The sequence below is a fragment of the Trebonia sp. genome, from assembly GCF_049794275.1.
In the GTDB taxonomy this organism is placed as follows: domain Bacteria; phylum Actinomycetota; class Actinomycetes; order Streptosporangiales; family Streptosporangiaceae; genus Trebonia.
In genome coordinates this window covers 1-14,561 of record NZ_JBARCR010000145.1, presented here as the reverse complement: position 1 = coordinate 14,561, position 14,561 = coordinate 1, and the positions used below count along the sequence as shown (strand labels likewise).

Below are 14,561 nucleotides of genomic sequence, written 5' to 3'. Positions count from 1 at the left end.
GGCCGGGACACACTGGCCGCGCTGCGAGCCGCGCTCGGGCCGGCCGCCCCCGTCCGCCACCTCAGCCCAGAACCGGGAGTCCGTCATGGATAACGGCAAAGTCATTATCACCTGCGCGATCACGGGCGGCATGACCGTGCCGACCCAGAGCGAGGCGATCCCCGTCACCGTAGACGAGATCATCGAGGCCGGAGTCCAGGCCGCCGAGGCCGGCGCGGCGGTGCTGCACATCCACGTCCGCGAGGAGGCCACCGGCCGTCCAGTGCAGGACCCCGAGCTGTTCGGCCGCGTGCTGTCCGGGCTTAGCCAGCGCACCGACGCCGTGCTGCAGACCACGACCGGCGGCGGTCAGGGCATGACCGTCGAAGAGCGCGGTGCCATCGTGCCGCGCTTCAAGCCGGAGATGGCGACGCTCAACGCCGGCAGCATGAACTTCGGGCTGTTCCCGATCGCGGCCCGCAACCTCCCGTTCCAGGACTGGGAGCGGGAGTACCTCGAATCGACCCGCGATTACGTCTTCCGCAACACGTTCGCCGGCATCACGTACCTGGCCGGCCTGATGCGCGACGCAGAAACGCGGCCCGAGATCGAGATCTACGACCTCGGACAGCTTTACAACCTCCGGCAGCTGGTCAACGACGGCGTGGTCGAGCCGCCGTTCAGCCTGCAGTTCGTGCTCGGCGTGCTCGGCGGGGCCTCATCGGAACCCGATCACCTGATCTACCTGCTGCGCACCGCGGAGCGCCTCTTCGGGGCAGGGTCGTTCACCTGGTCCGCGGCGGGCGTCGGCTACCCGGCCGAGTTCGAGCTCGCGGCGCTCGCCCTCATGCTGGGCGGGAACGTCCGGGTCGGCCTGGAGGACAACCTGCGGGTGCGTCGTACCGCGCGCGCGAAGACCAACGCTGAGCTCGTCGTCAAGGCGGTCCAGCTGGCCGGCCTGTTCGACAAGACTCCGGCCAGTCCGGCGGAGGCACGGGAGTACCTGCGTCTCAAGGGCGCGGACCGCGTAGCGTTCTGATCATCCTCTATCCCTGATTGCGCGAGGACGTAGCCAATGACTGAGAAATTGCTTCCGACAACCGTCGTGGGCAGCTACCCGCAGCCGGACTGGCTCGTGGACAGGGACCTGCTGAAGTCAGGTCCGGTGCCCAGGGCCCGGATGACCGCCCTCTGGCGGGTGCCGGAACCGTACCTGGAGGAAGCCCAGGACGATGCCACCATCGTGGCCATCCGCGATATGGAGCGAGCCGGAATCGACGTCATCACCGACGGGGAGATCCGTCGCGAGAGCTACTCCAACCGGTTCGCCACGGCGCTGGACGGGATGGCCCCCGAGCCGGCGCTGGTCATGGACCCCAGCGGGCGGGAGCGCCCGTATCCCCTCGTCGTCGGCCCCATCCGCCGCGGCCACGCGGTCGAGGTCAGGGACATGGAGTTCCTGCGCGCCAACACGGACAAGCCGTCCAAGATGACGCTGCCCGGCCCTTTCACCATCTCGAAGCAGATGAAGAACGAGTTCTACAGCGATGAGGACGAGGCGGTCATGGACATCGCGGCCGCGCTCAACGAGGAAGTGCGCGACCTCGTCGCCGCGGGCGCCGACGTCATCCAGCTCGACGAGCCGTGGCTGCGCTTCGACCCGGCGGCGGCGGAGCGGATCGCCGTCAAGGCGATCGACCGGGCACTCGACGGGGTTTCCGTGACCACCGTCATCCATCTCTGCTTCGGGTACGCGGCGCTGGTGAAGGGCGAGAAACCAGCCGGCTACGCCTTCCTGCCCCAGCTCGCGGACAGCGTGGCGGACCAGATCTCCATCGAATCCGCCCAGCCCGATCTCGACCTCGGAGTACTGGCCGACCTCGCCCCCAAGAAGGTCATCCTCGGGGTGGTCAACCTGGCCGATCCGGCCGCCGAGACGGCGGACGATGTGGCCCGGCGCATCCGCAAGGCCCTTGGCTTCATCGAGCCCGCCCGGCTGATCCCGGGTCCGGACTGCGGAATGAAGTACCTGCCAAGGGAGACGGCCTTCGCCAAGCTCCGCGCCCTGGCCGACGGCGCGTCCCAGGTCCGGCGAACCCTGTGATGCGGCGGCCGGCGCGCCTTCCATAATGTCCCGGTTCGGGAATACCAGGGGCGTGTCTTTACAGCTTGTCGTCCCGGCGCTGCAAAGCGTGGTAAACAAATAGCGTGGCAGTAACCGAAGAGGCGTCGTCCCGCTCCGAGTCCATCTATCTGGATCTGCGGCGCAAGCTGATCAGCGGCTACTACCAGCCCAATCACCGCCTGAAGCTCTCCGACTTGTGCGCGGAGAACGGTGTCAGCGTAAGCGTCGTGCGCGAAGCGCTGACGCGTCTCGCCGAGCAGGGGCTGATCCAGTCGCAGCCGAACAAGGGCTTCTTCGTCCCGCTTTATACCCCTGAGGAAATCAACGACCTGGCTTTCATGCGCGAGCAGCTCGAATCCCTCGCTGTCCGCCTCTCTGTCGAGCGGGGAAACGCCTCATGGGAAGCGTCGGTGGTCGCCACTCATCACGAACTCCGCCTGACGCCGCGCGTTCCTGCCGGGGTCGATGTCGTCGCGAGTGACCAATGGAGCCGCGCTCATGCCGCGTTCCACGCCTCCTGCGGCGCGGCATGCGGGTCACCCCGCCTGATCAGGCTGCGGCAGCGCCTCTACGACGAGGCGGAGGCCATGCGGCAGATGGCCGGCCTGTCCGGCGGCCGGACCCGGGACGTCGAGGGCGAGCACGCGGCGCTCGCCAAGGCCATCGTCGCCCGCAACGCCGACCGCGCCGCGGACCTGACCGTCAGGCACATCGAAATCACCGCGGGCCTTTCGGTCAAATCCGCACTGGCGCGGGGTCAGGCGGAGCGCTAGCGCTCCCCCTATGTTCGCATCCGGGGGATGGCGTCGAGTCCCACCGCCAGCAGCAGGATTACCCCGAGAATGATCTGCTGCACCAGGGGATCGATACTCAGCAGGTCGAACCCGTTGCCGATGAGCGCGATGAAGAGCACCCCGACCACTGTTCGCCAGATCGCACCCTCGCCGCCGAGGATCGACGTGCCCCCGACCACCACGCCGGCGAGCACGGTGAACGTCAGCGCCGATCCGCCCTGGGTAGCCTGTGCGGTGAAGATGCGCGATGTGTCGACGACACCCCCCAGCGCCGCGCAGACGCCGCTGATGACGAACGCCATCACGCGCACGCCGTTAACGGGGACGCCGGATAGCCGGGAAGCTTCGGTGCTGCCGCCGGAGGCGTAGATATAGCGGCCGAACACGGTGCGGCTGAGAACTATGCCCAGAATCACGACCACAATGACGGCGATCCACACGGCGGTCGGTATCGTGAGGAACATCGTGTATGCGATGTTCTTGAACCCCTGATCGGTGATATCGACCAGGTTTCCGCTGGTGATCTTCTCGGCCGTTCCCGTGATGATGAACGACATAGCCAACGTCGCGATGAGCGAATTGATCTTGAAAACCGTGCTGACCACGCCGTTGACCGCGCCGATCACCGCCCCGAGACCGAGCGCTACGACCAGCGCCAGCAGCGCCGGGTTGTGCTGGTCAACCTCGCCGGCGACAACGGACGCCAGGCCGTACGTGGCGCCTACCGACAGGTCAATGCCGCCGGAGATGAGGACAAGCGTCGATCCCGCGCCAATGATCAGTGCCGAGGACTGCTGGCCGAGGATGTTGACCAGATTGATCTTGGTCAGGAACGGGCCGCTCGCGATGGACAGCGTGATGAACAGCGCAACGAAGGGAATGACGATGCCCAGCGTGCGAAAGGACGCCAGATGGGCAATCCAGCGCGACCGGAGCGCGCTGCTGCTGGTCTCGGCGGACGTGCGCTCGGTGATCTCGGGCGCGACCTCGCTCATTCTGTATTCCTCGCATCCTTTGCGGTCGTCCCGAGCATCGCGGCCGACAGCACGTTCTCGGGCGTCATCTCCGGTCCGGAATACTCCGCGACCATGGTGCCCGCGCGCATGACCACGATTCTGTGTGCCAGTCCCAGCACCTCTTCGAGATCGGACGAGATGATGACGATTCCGACGCCAGCCTCGGCCTGCGCCTTGATCAGGCCGTAGATGCTTTGCCGCGAGCCGATGTCAACGCCGCGAGTCGGCTCGTCAGCGACGAGAACCTGCGGGCTGCAGAGCATCCCGCGGGCGAACATGACCTTCTGCTGATTGCCGCCTGACAGGCTGCTGACGGGCAGCTCCGGGCTGCCGCCCCGCACCTCGGTCTGCTCCAGCGCCCGCGCTGTGGCCCGCCGCTCGGCCCGTCCGCGCAGGACCCCGAGCGTCGCGTGCTGCGCCACGTTGGCGAGGTTGACGTTCTCGCGCACCGAGCGCATCGCGACGAGCCCTTGCTCCTTGCGCGATTCCGGCACCATGAACAGTCCGGCCCGGCGAGCCTGCCTGGGTGACTTGATCGTCGCCCGCTCTGCTCCGATGAAGGCCTCGCCGCCCTGCTTCCTGGCGGCGCCGTAGATCGCCATCGCGAGCTCGGACCGGCCGGCGCCGACCAGCCCGGCGAGGCCGACGATCTCGCCCGCCCGGACGCGGAGGGAGATATTTCGCACGCCCGGTGCTGACAGGTCCTCGATGTCCAGCACCACCGGGCTGTCCTCCGCCGGGTGCCTCACCTCCGGGTAAAGCTGCTGCATCGAGTGGCCGAGCATCGCTTCGATCAGGCTCTGCTCAGTCTCCTGAGCAGCCGGAGCGGTCCTGACGTGCTTGCCGTCACGCAGTACCGTCACCGTGTCCGCCAGGGCGAGCACCTCGTCGAGGAAGTGGGAAATCAGCACGACCGTGCGGCCGCCGTCGCGGAGCTTGCGGATGACCGTATGCAGCTTTTCCGCATCGATGCGGCCAAGTGCCGCGGTGGGCTCGTCCATCACGATCGTCGATGCCTGCCGGGCGATCGCCCGCAAGATCTCGGTCTTCTGCTGGTCGGGCAGCCGCATTCGCGACACCACCTGGTCGGGAGGCAGGTCGAACTCGGCCTCGCGGCTGAGCGCGCGGGTCCGGCGCCGCATCGCCTGCCGCCTGACGAAGCCGGCCCGCCGCGCCTCGATGCCCAGGAACACGTTCTGGGCGACCGTCATGCCGGGCACGAGAGCGATCTCCTGGGCGATCGTCGCGATGCCCGCGCTCAGCGCGTCACGGGGCGAATGGAAATGCTGGACTTCCCCGTTCAGGCGGACCTCGCCCTGGTCGGGTCTGAGCGACCCTGACAGCACCTTTCCGAGCGTCGACTTGCCGGCGCCGTTCTCGCCGACGATCGCGTGAATCGTGCCCGGCTCGATGCGCACGCTCACGTCGCTCACCGCATGCACGCCGCCGAACCACTTGCCGATGCTGGTCAGCTCGATGAGCGGGGCGTCTGCTCCGGGTGCTGTCAGGGTCGCCATTTACCTATCCGGTACCTATCCGGTGTACTGAGCTTTGAACTGGTCGACGTTGGCCTTGGTGATGGCACCCGCATCAGGGAACGTGGCTGCGACGTCGACGCCGGCGCTGCTCTGGCCGGTCGTCAGCGCCTTGGCCATCATCTGCATCGCGACCGTCCCCTCGGTGGCCGGCGCGTTGAACAGCTCGCCGTACAGGACGCCCGACTTGACGTCCGCGATCGCGATCGACCCGCCGCCGGCGCCGATGATGAGGACCTTACCCTGCTTGCCGGCCGCGGCTACCGCCGATGCCGCACCCTCGGCGCCCTGGTCAGAGCCCCAGATGACGTCCAGGTTCGGGTTGGCGGTCAGCATGTCCTGCGTCGCCGTGAGGGCCTGGGCCTGCGTGAAGTTGGTCTGGCCCGTGTTCGTGACCTTCGCGTTCGGGTCCGCCTTCAGGCCCACGATGAAGCCGGCGTACTCGGCGATGTCCAGCTGCGACGCCTTCACGTCATAGAGGAAGCCGACGTCGCAGGGGTTGGCCTTGATGCTCTGACACGCCTGGGCCGCGAGCTTCCCGCTGGTGATGGCGGTCGTGTAGGGAACGAACACGGCGTTGCCCGACAGGCCCTGGACTTGCGAGTCGGCCGTGCGCAGGTTGCCTCCCAGGATCTGGTCCATGTTGACGACCTTGATGCCTGCCGCGATCGCCTGCTGTACCAGCGGCACCAGGGCGGTGCCGACGATGGGCTGGGTGATGATGCCCTGGTACTTGCCTGAGGAGATGGCGGTCTGCAGCTGGCTGTACTGGGTGTTCGAGCTGTTGGCGGCGTCGAAGACCGTGATCTTGATGCCGCTCTTCGCCGCCTCGGCCTGGGCATTGGCCAGCATGCCCTTGTCGTAGTCGTTGGCGACCGCGTACGACAGGTACGCGACGTTGTAGGTCTTCCCGCTTGCCGAGGAGGATGACGTTGCCGCTGACGAGGCACTGCTGCTGCTGCTCGAGCTCGATCCCCCCGAGCTGCTGCACGCGGCAAGCGCCAGCGCGGCGGCGATGAAGCCCGCTGCGGGCACGATGCTGCGTGAGAACGATCGTCTAAAAGACGGAGACATGGCGCTCCTGTTCGCTATCGAGTTCGAATGAGCCCTTCCGATGACCATTTTCGATATCATCAGTGGTTGGGAGGTTACTGCGGAATAATCGACTCGTCAATAGATAATCGAGTCACTCGCTCTATCGTTTCGGTTGCGTTTCGGACACCGGTCATGACAAGGCGCTGGGCTCGCGTGAGAGTTTGCACGCTAAATCTCCGGAGCGCCTGAACTCGATCCGGCCGAATGCCTTTCCCTTTGCGGTCTGGAATCTGGTAGGGAACCTTGCCTGCTCAGCGGGCCGCCGGGCGCTGGCGTTGACAAGACGGCTACGCTCCGCGCCAGCCCTGCCGATGACACCCTCCTGTCGCCGCAGTTGTAGGCTAGCTTCTTGTCCGATTGTCAGATCGTCAGACAGTAACTCGGGCCGATCGCGATGTCAAGAAGCGGTCTCAGGCTGTTCTGCCTGCACTGCGCGCCGTAATCCGGTGCCCGGGCGCGACGCGGCAGCCGGCCGCGCGATCGCGAGATGGCCGTGTCACCGGATGGACGCAGCGAACAACGCGACGCGGGACAGCGTTACAGCTTCTCCTCAGCGTCGGCTCCGCCCTCTTTGAGGACGGCCTCAGCCACCCTGAAGGATTCGAGGGCGGCAGGCGCTCCGCAGTACGCGGCCGTCTGCAAGAGCACTTCCTTGATTTCTTCTATCGTGCAGCCATTGCGCATGGCGCCGCGGACATGCACGGAAAACTCGTGCATTCGGTTCTGCGAAGTCAGAATCGCCAGGTTAATCAGGCTGCGTGTCTTCCGGTCCAGGCCTGGCCGGCTCCATACCATGCCCCAGCAAATCTCGGTCACGTACTCCTGAATCGAGCTCGAGAAATCTGACGTCGCCGATATAGACCGATTGACATGCTCATCGCCCAGCACTTCGCGGCGAATCGTCATGCCACGCTCGATCGCCGTGCCGTCAGAATCCAGCATCCGCGTTCCAGGACATTCAGACCGCCTCTCATCTTGTCTGATTGTCAGACGGTAGGACTGTATCCCATGCGATCAGACCGTGTCAACGAGGCCGCGGCGCGCCTGGCGGCGCTTACGCACGCGGATTGAACGGATCGGCGATGCCGCTTCCCGAGTCGATCCAGACGCTCTTGACCTCGGTGTATTCCTCGACCGCCGCCGCTCCGTTCTCGCGGCCCAGGCCGCTTTGCCTGACTCCTCCGAACGGGACGGCATAGCTCGTGCGCCGGTAGGTGTTGATCCACACGGTTCCGGCGCGCAGCCGAGCGCAGACGCGGTGAGCTCTGGCGATGTCCCGGGTCCACACGCCGGCCGCGAGACCGTAGATCGAGGCGTTGCCGATGGCGATCGCCTCGTCCTCATCGGTGAACGGGATCAGGCAGACGACTGGCCCGAAGACCTCTTCCTGGGCGATGCGCATGTCGTTGCGCACCTTTCCGAAGACGGTGGGCTCCATGAAGAGACCATCGAGGAACTGCGCTCCCGACGGGTGCCTGCCGCCGGTGAGCAGCGTCGCGCCCTCGTCGAGGGCGACGGTGACGTAGTGCTGCACCTTGTCGTACTGCGCGCGGCACGACAACGGCCCCATCTCCGTGTCCGGATCAAGCGGATGGCCGAGGCGGATGCGCGCAGCGCGCTGGACCAGCCGCGCCGCGAAGTCTTCATAGATCTCCTGGGCGATCAGGACACGCGAGCCCGCCAGGCATGTCTGGCCCGCGGCCGCGAATATCCCGGCGACGACTCCCTCGACCGCCCGGTCCAGGTCGGCGTCGGCGAACACGATGTTGGGGGACTTCCCGCCGAGTTCGAGCGAGATCCTCGTGAGGTGGGCGGCCGCCGCCGCGGCGATCTGCCGCCCGACGTGCGTCGAGCCGGTGAAGGCGATCTTGTCGATCCTGTCGTCGGCGGTCAGCCACGCTCCTACCCGGCCATCTCCGGTCACGATGTTCACCACGCCCGGGGGGAATCCGGCGGCCTCGATCATCTCGCCGAGAACGAGAGTCGACGCCGGCGTGACCTCGGACGGCTTGACCACCATCGTGTTGCCCATCGCCAGGGCGGGGCACAGTTTCCACATCAGCAGGGCCAGCGGGCTGTTCCACGGGGTCACCGCGGCAACCACGCCAACCGGTTCCCGCACCGTATAGACGAACATGTCCGGCGCGCTGGAGGGGATCGTGTGGCCGCCGGCGGTCTCGGCTAGCCCGGCGAAATAGTTGCAGTAGTCGGTGAGTCCCTTCGTCTGGGCCAGTACCTCGCGAAGCACCTTGCCGTTCTCGCGAACCTGGAGGCGTGCCAGGTCATCGGCCCGCTCCGAGATCAGCTCGCCAAGGCGGCGCAGGAGCCGCGCTCGCCTGGCCGGCGGGGTCCGCGGCCACCCGCCGGTGTCGAACGCTTTCCTGGCGGCCGCGACGGCCGCGGCGACATCCGCCTGGCTCGCCGAAGGCAGCACTGCCCATGGCTGGCCGTCGACGGGACTGACCAGTGAGAACGGCTCTTCCTGCCCATCGGTCCACTCGCCGCCGATGAGCATGAGGTAGTCCGTTCGCGGCTCATCCATTGAGTTCCTGCCGCAGGGTTTCCGCCGGGATCTCGATATGCACGCCGGTTCGTTCCTCTTGGAGCAGCATCGCCACGCGCGAGTCCCGGTCGCCCCAGCCACGGGCGAGCGCCTCCGTCATCTCGGCGAACGTGAGGCCCGCCATCCGCATCGGGATCCCCAGCTCGCGCGCGAACTCGGTCGCCAGTCCCACGTCCTTGTGCGCCAGCCGCAGGCTGAACGCCGGGACGTCGAACGAGTGGCTCAGGAACTGCGTGGCCAGGGCATCGAAGGTGCGCCGGCGTCCGACAGAGCCCATGCGCAGGGCGTGCCACAGATCGAGCGGGTCGACGCCGCCTCGCACGCCCAGGGTGAAGACCTCGGCGATGGCGACGTTAATCATGTACCCGACGCAGTTATGCGCCAGCTTGACGACCGTTCCCGAGCCTATGGGGCCAACGTAGAGCTGCTCGTCGCTGAAGCCACTGAGCAGGTCGCGGTGGCTGTCGAACGTGTCGCGGTCGCCGCCCACGTAGACCGACAGCTTTCTCGTGCGGGCACCGGAGGGACCGCCGCTGACCGGCGCGTCGCAGACCACGGCGCCCCTGGCCCTGAATGCCTGCTCGATCTGCCGGACGGTCGTGGGTGAGTTCGTCGACAGATCGAAGAGCACCTTGCCCTGTTGCGCCGACTGCAGCAGCCCCGACGGCCCGAGAGCGACCTCCTCGACCACCGCCGGGGTGGGCAGCGAGGTGAAGACCACGTCGGCGGCCGCCATTACCTCGGCCGGCGTGTCAGCCCATACCGCGCCGGCCGCGAGGTGCGGCTCGGCGGCGGCCCGCCGCACGTCGTGGACGACCAGGTCGTGGCCCGCGGCTTGCAGATTGGCCGCCATGTGCTGGCCCATGGTGCCGAGCCCGATGAAACCGGCCTTCATGCGGTCTTCTCCGCTCGCACCCGCGCGGCGGCCCGCCCGGCGCTCATCGCCGCGGGCCACCCCGCGTAGAACGCGAGATGCGTGATCAGCTCGCCGATTTCCTCCCAGGTAAGGCCGTTGTCGAGGCCGCGCGTCAGGTGGGTGGGCAGCTGCTCGGTCCGGCCGAGCGCTATCAGGGCGCCGACCGTCGCCAGGCTGCGGTCACGCGGCGACAGCCCCGGCCGCTCCCACAGATCGCCGTACAGCACCGATTCGGTGTATTCGATGAGCGCAGGTGCGACGGTGCGAACCGCATCCCGGGCCGCCTGCGCCGTCGCCGGTACCGCTGTGTCTGCCATGCCGTTCCTTCCTGTTGTCACTTACGGACCACGGCCACGGCGTCCACCGGGTGAACGCCTGTCCCTTCCCGGCCCACGATCAGCGGGTTTATCTCGCACGCGAGCACGTCCTCGCGGGCCGCGAACCGCGAGATCGCCACCAGGGTCTCGGCCAGCGCCGCCATGTCACCGCGCGGCCGGCCGCGGAACCCGGCGAGCACGGCGCGGTACCGCAGCTCATCGATCATCTGGATCGCTTCTGGCAGCGTCACGGGCGCGAGCCGTACGGACCGGTCACGATAAACCTCGGTCATCACTCCGCCCGCCGCCACGACCACCACAGGCCCGACGCTGCCGTCCCGGCGGTATCCCACGAGTACTTCGCCGATTCCCTCGGCCATCGGCTGGATGAGGAGGCGATCGACCAGCACGCCCGGCTGACGAGCCGAGACGGTGTCGGCAATCGACGCCGCCGCACGAGCGAGATCCGCTGGCCCGGTCACGCCGAGGATGACGCCGCCGACGTCGCTCTTGTGCGCGACCTCGCGGTGCAGCAGCTTCACCGCGACCGGGTAGCCGAAGGGCAGTTCGATCCCGGCCGGGTCGCTGAGCACGTCACTGACCTTCGCGATCACCGCGGCGACGCCGCCGACTCCGGTGGCGCGCAGCAGCCGGTAACTCTCCTCTTCGTCGAGCGTGACGGTCTCCGCGTGCCCCTCGTCCCGGCCGGGGAAATGGCGTTCCCGCACCGCCGGCACCCGCCGGCCGAGGGCCGCGGCTACCACGTCGGCGCACGTCTCCGGGCTCTGGAAGGCGGGCACGCCGGCCGCGGCGAGGCGAGCTCGCGCATCTGGCGCGTCCGGGGCCAGGAACGCCACGACCGGGCCGCCGCCCGCCGCGACGTCGATAATCGGCGCGACGACCAGCTCAGGCTGCAAGCGCGCGGAGGACCCCGCCACGGCCACGACCAGATCGAATTCACCGCTTCGCAGCAGCACTTGCAGCGTGCTGCTGACCGGTTCGTACCGGGTTCCCGCGAGGGTCAGGTCGACGATAGGCGCGGGAGCCGCCGGGAAACCGGCCGCCGCCAGCTCGGCGTATACCGAGTCGCTGGGCTGTCTCACCGTGATCCCGCGCAGCTCCAGCTGGTCGACGATGATGGCCGCCGCGCCGCCCGTCGTGGTCATGACAGCCACCGCCGGCTTCTTGCCCGCCGCGGATCTCGCGGGCACCCGGCCGAGGGCGGGGAGCACGTCGATCAAGCCGTCGAGGCTCGTGACCCTGGCAACGCCGCAGGAGGCCAGAAAGGCGTCCGCCACATCGTCGTCTCCGGCGAGTGCTCCGGTATGCAGCAGCGCGATTTCGGCGGCAAGTCGCGACCTGCCGACCCGGAATGCCGCCACCGGCCGGCCGAGCGCGGCCGCGCCGGCGCAGAACTCCGCGAGGTCCCTGGCGTGACTGTTGTTCTCGAGGAACAGCAGGTACCCGGTGATACCGGGGTCGCTGAGCGTCGCGAGACCGATTTCACCGATCGAGAGATCCAGTTCGCCGCCGACCGACACCAGGCCAGCGAATCCCAGGCCGAGCGCCTTGCCGCGGGACACGAGCGATCCGATCATGCTCCCCGACTGGGACAGCACGAACACGCCTCCGGCCGGCAGGTCCGGCTCGGCGAAGATCGCGTTAGCGGTCAGCCGCAGATCCCGGCGCAGGTCCACGAGGCCGAGGCTGCTCGGTCCGAGCACTCGCACCCGGCCGGGGCCGGCGGCGCTGAGCAATGCCGCCCGCCGCGCGGTCGCGACGGTTCCCGTCCCGGCGAAGCCGTCGCTCAGCACGGTCGCCACCGGGATGCCAAGGTCCGCGCACTCCGTCACGACACCTGCGACGCTGTCCGCGCCGACCATGATGAACGCGTGGTCCGGCACCTCCGGCAGCGCGCTCAGGTTCGGCCACGCGCGGCTGCCGCCGACCGAGGTTCGGCTGGCGGAGACCGGATAGACATCCCCGCTGAAACCGCCGTCACGCAGGAACCGCAGCGGCCGGGACGCGGCACGATCGGGTCTTTCCGTGACGCCCACCAGCGCGATCCGGCGGGGATCGAGCAGCGCCGTCAAGCCGGCGCCGGCGAGGTCCCGGCCTTTCCGCGCGCCGGTCATGACGCGCGCTGACTGAATCGCGTCCCGAAGACGCTCTCCGCGATCCTGTTGCGCAGCATCTCCAGCGAACCGCCGGCGATCATCCACCCGCGCGTCCGGCGCAGGCAGTATTCCACCAGCGTCTGCGTGCTGTAGCCCATTGCCCCCATGACTTGTAGCGACTCGTTGGCCGCGTTGAACCCCGCCGTGTTGCACGCGTACTTGGCGATCGCCGTTTCACGAGCGCGGGGAAGGCCATCGTGCAGATCCGAGGCCGCCCGGTACAGCAGTAGCTGCGCGGCATCCAGTTGCACCGTCATCTCCGCGAATTTCCACTGCACCCCCTGGAATTCACTCAGGGTCTTGCCGAACTGCTTACGGGTGGCGGCGTGGTCGCGAGCGGTGTTGTAGCACAGCCGTCCGAGGCTGAGGGCACGCGTGGCGTTGCCGATCCGCTCTACATTGAACGCGCTGATCTGGCGCTTGAAGCCATCGGAGTCGATAAGCACGTTCTCGACCGGGACCCGGCAGTCGTCGAACGTCAGCAGCGACCATTGCTCGCCGCTCATGTACGTCTCCGGCGGGCCGACCGTAAGCCCCGGCGCGTCACGTTCCACGATGACCGAGCCGATGCCCCTGGCTCCGGGGCCGAACCGTGCGTACACCAGGAACACGGTCGCGTCCGTGCTGTTGGTCGACCACATCTTGGTCCCGTTCACCACGCACCAGTCGCCCTCGACGCGCGCCGTAGTGCGAAGGTCGGTGACGGCCGAGCCGGCTTCTGGTTCGCTCATCCCCAGCGCGATCAGCCCGGTTCCGTCCAGCAAGGGCGGCAGGATGCGATCACGCAGCTTCTCGCCCGCATACTCGGAAAGGGTGCGGATGGCCCCGAAGTTGCCAGCCTGGAAGACGTCCGCGGAGGTCGGGCACACGGTGGCCAGCTCCTCCATGACCAGGACGGCATCAAGCAGGGCGGCGCCGCCACCGCCATGCGCTTCAGGAAGCGCCAGGCCGAGCAGGGACTGCTGGCCCAGCGCGGCCGCCAGGTCCCAGGGGTAACCAGGATCGTGCGCACGCTCGAGCGCCCGGTCGGCCAAGGTGCGCCGGGCGAAGCCGCGCACCGAGTCGCGGAGCGCCTCCTGTTCTGGGCTGAGCGCGAAATCCACCCTTGCTTCCCTTCTCGTGCCGCCGGCCCGTGTCGCTGGGAGAGCGCAGTGCGGCGGTCAGGAACCCGCCCGCGCACGTTCGTAGCCGCGCAGGAGCCCGAGGACGTCGCTGACCGATCCCGTGCCGAGCGCGCTATCGACCACCGCGTCCGGGTCCACTCCGGCCGGCAGCAAGATGTCCGACGTCAGCGTGGTGAACTTCGCAGCGAGCTGGGCATCGGTCATCGGGTTGGACGGCTCGCCCAGCGGCTGCGCGACCGCGAAGCGCAGTGCCGGAGCCCCGCGCTGCCTGATGAGCACCTCGGCGGGCCGCTCGGCCGGATACCGGGACGTCAGTGCCTCGTCCGACCGAACCTGCACGCGCCTGGCCAGGTCACGAACGCGCGGATCCTGCCACACCTCCGGCGTGAATTCCAGCAGGCCCGGGCTGCCGTGGAGCAGGGTCACCGCGACGGCGTACGGGATGCTCAGCTGGGCCTCGAGCACGGTGCCGACGTCGATGCCGGCGTGATGAGACGCGACCTCGTAGGTCATTACCTCGACTGAATCGATCGTCGGCACGTGGAGCTGGCCGGCTTCGAGAGCGGCCAGGACGCAGTCGATCGGTCCGTGCAGGTGGCGGCAGCACGGATAGGGCTTGACGTACGTGTTCAGCGCCGCCCACTGCACGCCGAGGCCGTCGACCAGGCGGGAGCCGTCGTACGCGTCGCCGGCGAACGCCGAGAAATAACCCGGAACGGAATCGAAGATCTCCGGCGGGCCGGTCAGTCCTCGCCGGGCCATCTCGACAGAGAGCAGGCCGTCGCGGGCAGCCTTGCCCGCGTGCACCCGCTTGACCTCCGCGCCGCTTTGCAGGAACGCGAACAACCCGCCGGCGTGGCAGGCGGCGACGCCGAAGGCGCTCGCGGTCTGCTCGGCGCTGAGCCCGCGCAGCACCGCGC

The 14,561-nt window shown here is 68.0% G+C and carries 13 protein-coding genes; 3 read left to right on the top strand and 10 right to left on the bottom strand.

Annotated elements, in window-relative coordinates:
- Positions 1-85: 85 nt before the first annotated feature.
- The 3 genes from WA805_RS04250 (at position 86) to WA805_RS04240 (ending at position 2,877) form a co-directional block, all read left to right on the top strand.
- A complete protein-coding gene (locus WA805_RS04250; protein WP_422281071.1) occupies positions 86-1,018 on the top strand; it encodes a 3-keto-5-aminohexanoate cleavage protein in 933 nt (310 codons plus the stop codon).
- A 36-nt stretch (positions 1,019-1,054) separates the two neighbouring features.
- Positions 1,055-2,083, top strand: a complete 1,029-nt coding sequence (locus WA805_RS04245; protein ID WP_425241686.1) for a hypothetical protein — start codon at positions 1,055-1,057, stop codon at positions 2,081-2,083.
- Between the two features lie 104 nt (positions 2,084-2,187).
- The gene (locus WA805_RS04240; protein ID WP_425241685.1) at positions 2,188-2,877 is read left to right on the top strand and encodes a GntR family transcriptional regulator; all 690 of its coding nucleotides are present in this window, start codon (positions 2,188-2,190) and stop codon (positions 2,875-2,877) included.
- 8 nt (positions 2,878-2,885) lie between these two features.
- Here the strand turns inward: WA805_RS04240 and WA805_RS04235 are convergent, their stop codons facing one another.
- The 10 genes from WA805_RS04235 to WA805_RS04190 all read right to left on the bottom strand — a co-directional run.
- A complete protein-coding gene (locus WA805_RS04235) occupies positions 2,886-3,893 on the bottom strand; it encodes an ABC transporter permease (protein WP_422281065.1) in 1,008 nt (335 codons plus the stop codon).
- On the bottom strand, positions 3,890-5,431 hold the full coding sequence (locus tag WA805_RS04230; protein WP_422286897.1) for a sugar ABC transporter ATP-binding protein: 1,542 nt from the start codon (positions 5,429-5,431) through the stop codon (positions 3,890-3,892). Before WA805_RS04230 ends, WA805_RS04235 begins: the two co-directional genes overlap by 4 nt.
- A gap of 15 nt (positions 5,432-5,446) precedes the next feature.
- Entirely contained in the window at positions 5,447-6,484 is a 1,038-nt protein-coding gene (locus WA805_RS04225) for a sugar ABC transporter substrate-binding protein (protein WP_422281061.1), read from the bottom strand.
- 597 nt (positions 6,485-7,081) lie between these two features.
- A complete protein-coding gene (locus WA805_RS04220) occupies positions 7,082-7,486 on the bottom strand; it encodes a carboxymuconolactone decarboxylase family protein (RefSeq protein WP_422281059.1) in 405 nt (134 codons plus the stop codon).
- 112 nt (positions 7,487-7,598) lie between these two features.
- Entirely contained in the window at positions 7,599-9,086 is a 1,488-nt protein-coding gene (locus WA805_RS04215; protein ID WP_424559158.1) for an aldehyde dehydrogenase, read from the bottom strand.
- A complete protein-coding gene (locus WA805_RS04210) occupies positions 9,079-10,002 on the bottom strand; it encodes an NAD(P)-dependent oxidoreductase (RefSeq protein WP_422281055.1) in 924 nt (307 codons plus the stop codon). The genes WA805_RS04215 and WA805_RS04210 overlap by 8 nt, the downstream gene beginning before the upstream one ends.
- Positions 9,999-10,340 (bottom strand): carboxymuconolactone decarboxylase family protein, encoded by a 342-nt coding sequence (locus WA805_RS04205; RefSeq protein WP_422281053.1) that lies wholly within the window; start codon positions 10,338-10,340, stop codon positions 9,999-10,001. The genes WA805_RS04210 and WA805_RS04205 overlap by 4 nt, the downstream gene beginning before the upstream one ends.
- 17 nt (positions 10,341-10,357) lie before the next feature.
- Entirely contained in the window at positions 10,358-12,475 is a 2,118-nt protein-coding gene (locus tag WA805_RS04200; RefSeq protein WP_425241684.1) for an acetate--CoA ligase family protein, read from the bottom strand.
- Positions 12,472-13,620: an acyl-CoA dehydrogenase family protein gene (locus WA805_RS04195; RefSeq protein ID WP_425241683.1), complete on the bottom strand. Its 1,149-nt coding sequence runs from the start codon at positions 13,618-13,620 to the stop codon at positions 12,472-12,474. The genes WA805_RS04200 and WA805_RS04195 overlap by 4 nt, the downstream gene beginning before the upstream one ends.
- A gap of 57 nt (positions 13,621-13,677) precedes the next feature.
- Positions 13,678-14,561: MmgE/PrpD family protein (locus WA805_RS04190; protein ID WP_422287398.1), on the bottom strand; the 884-nt coding region annotated here is incomplete at its 5' end.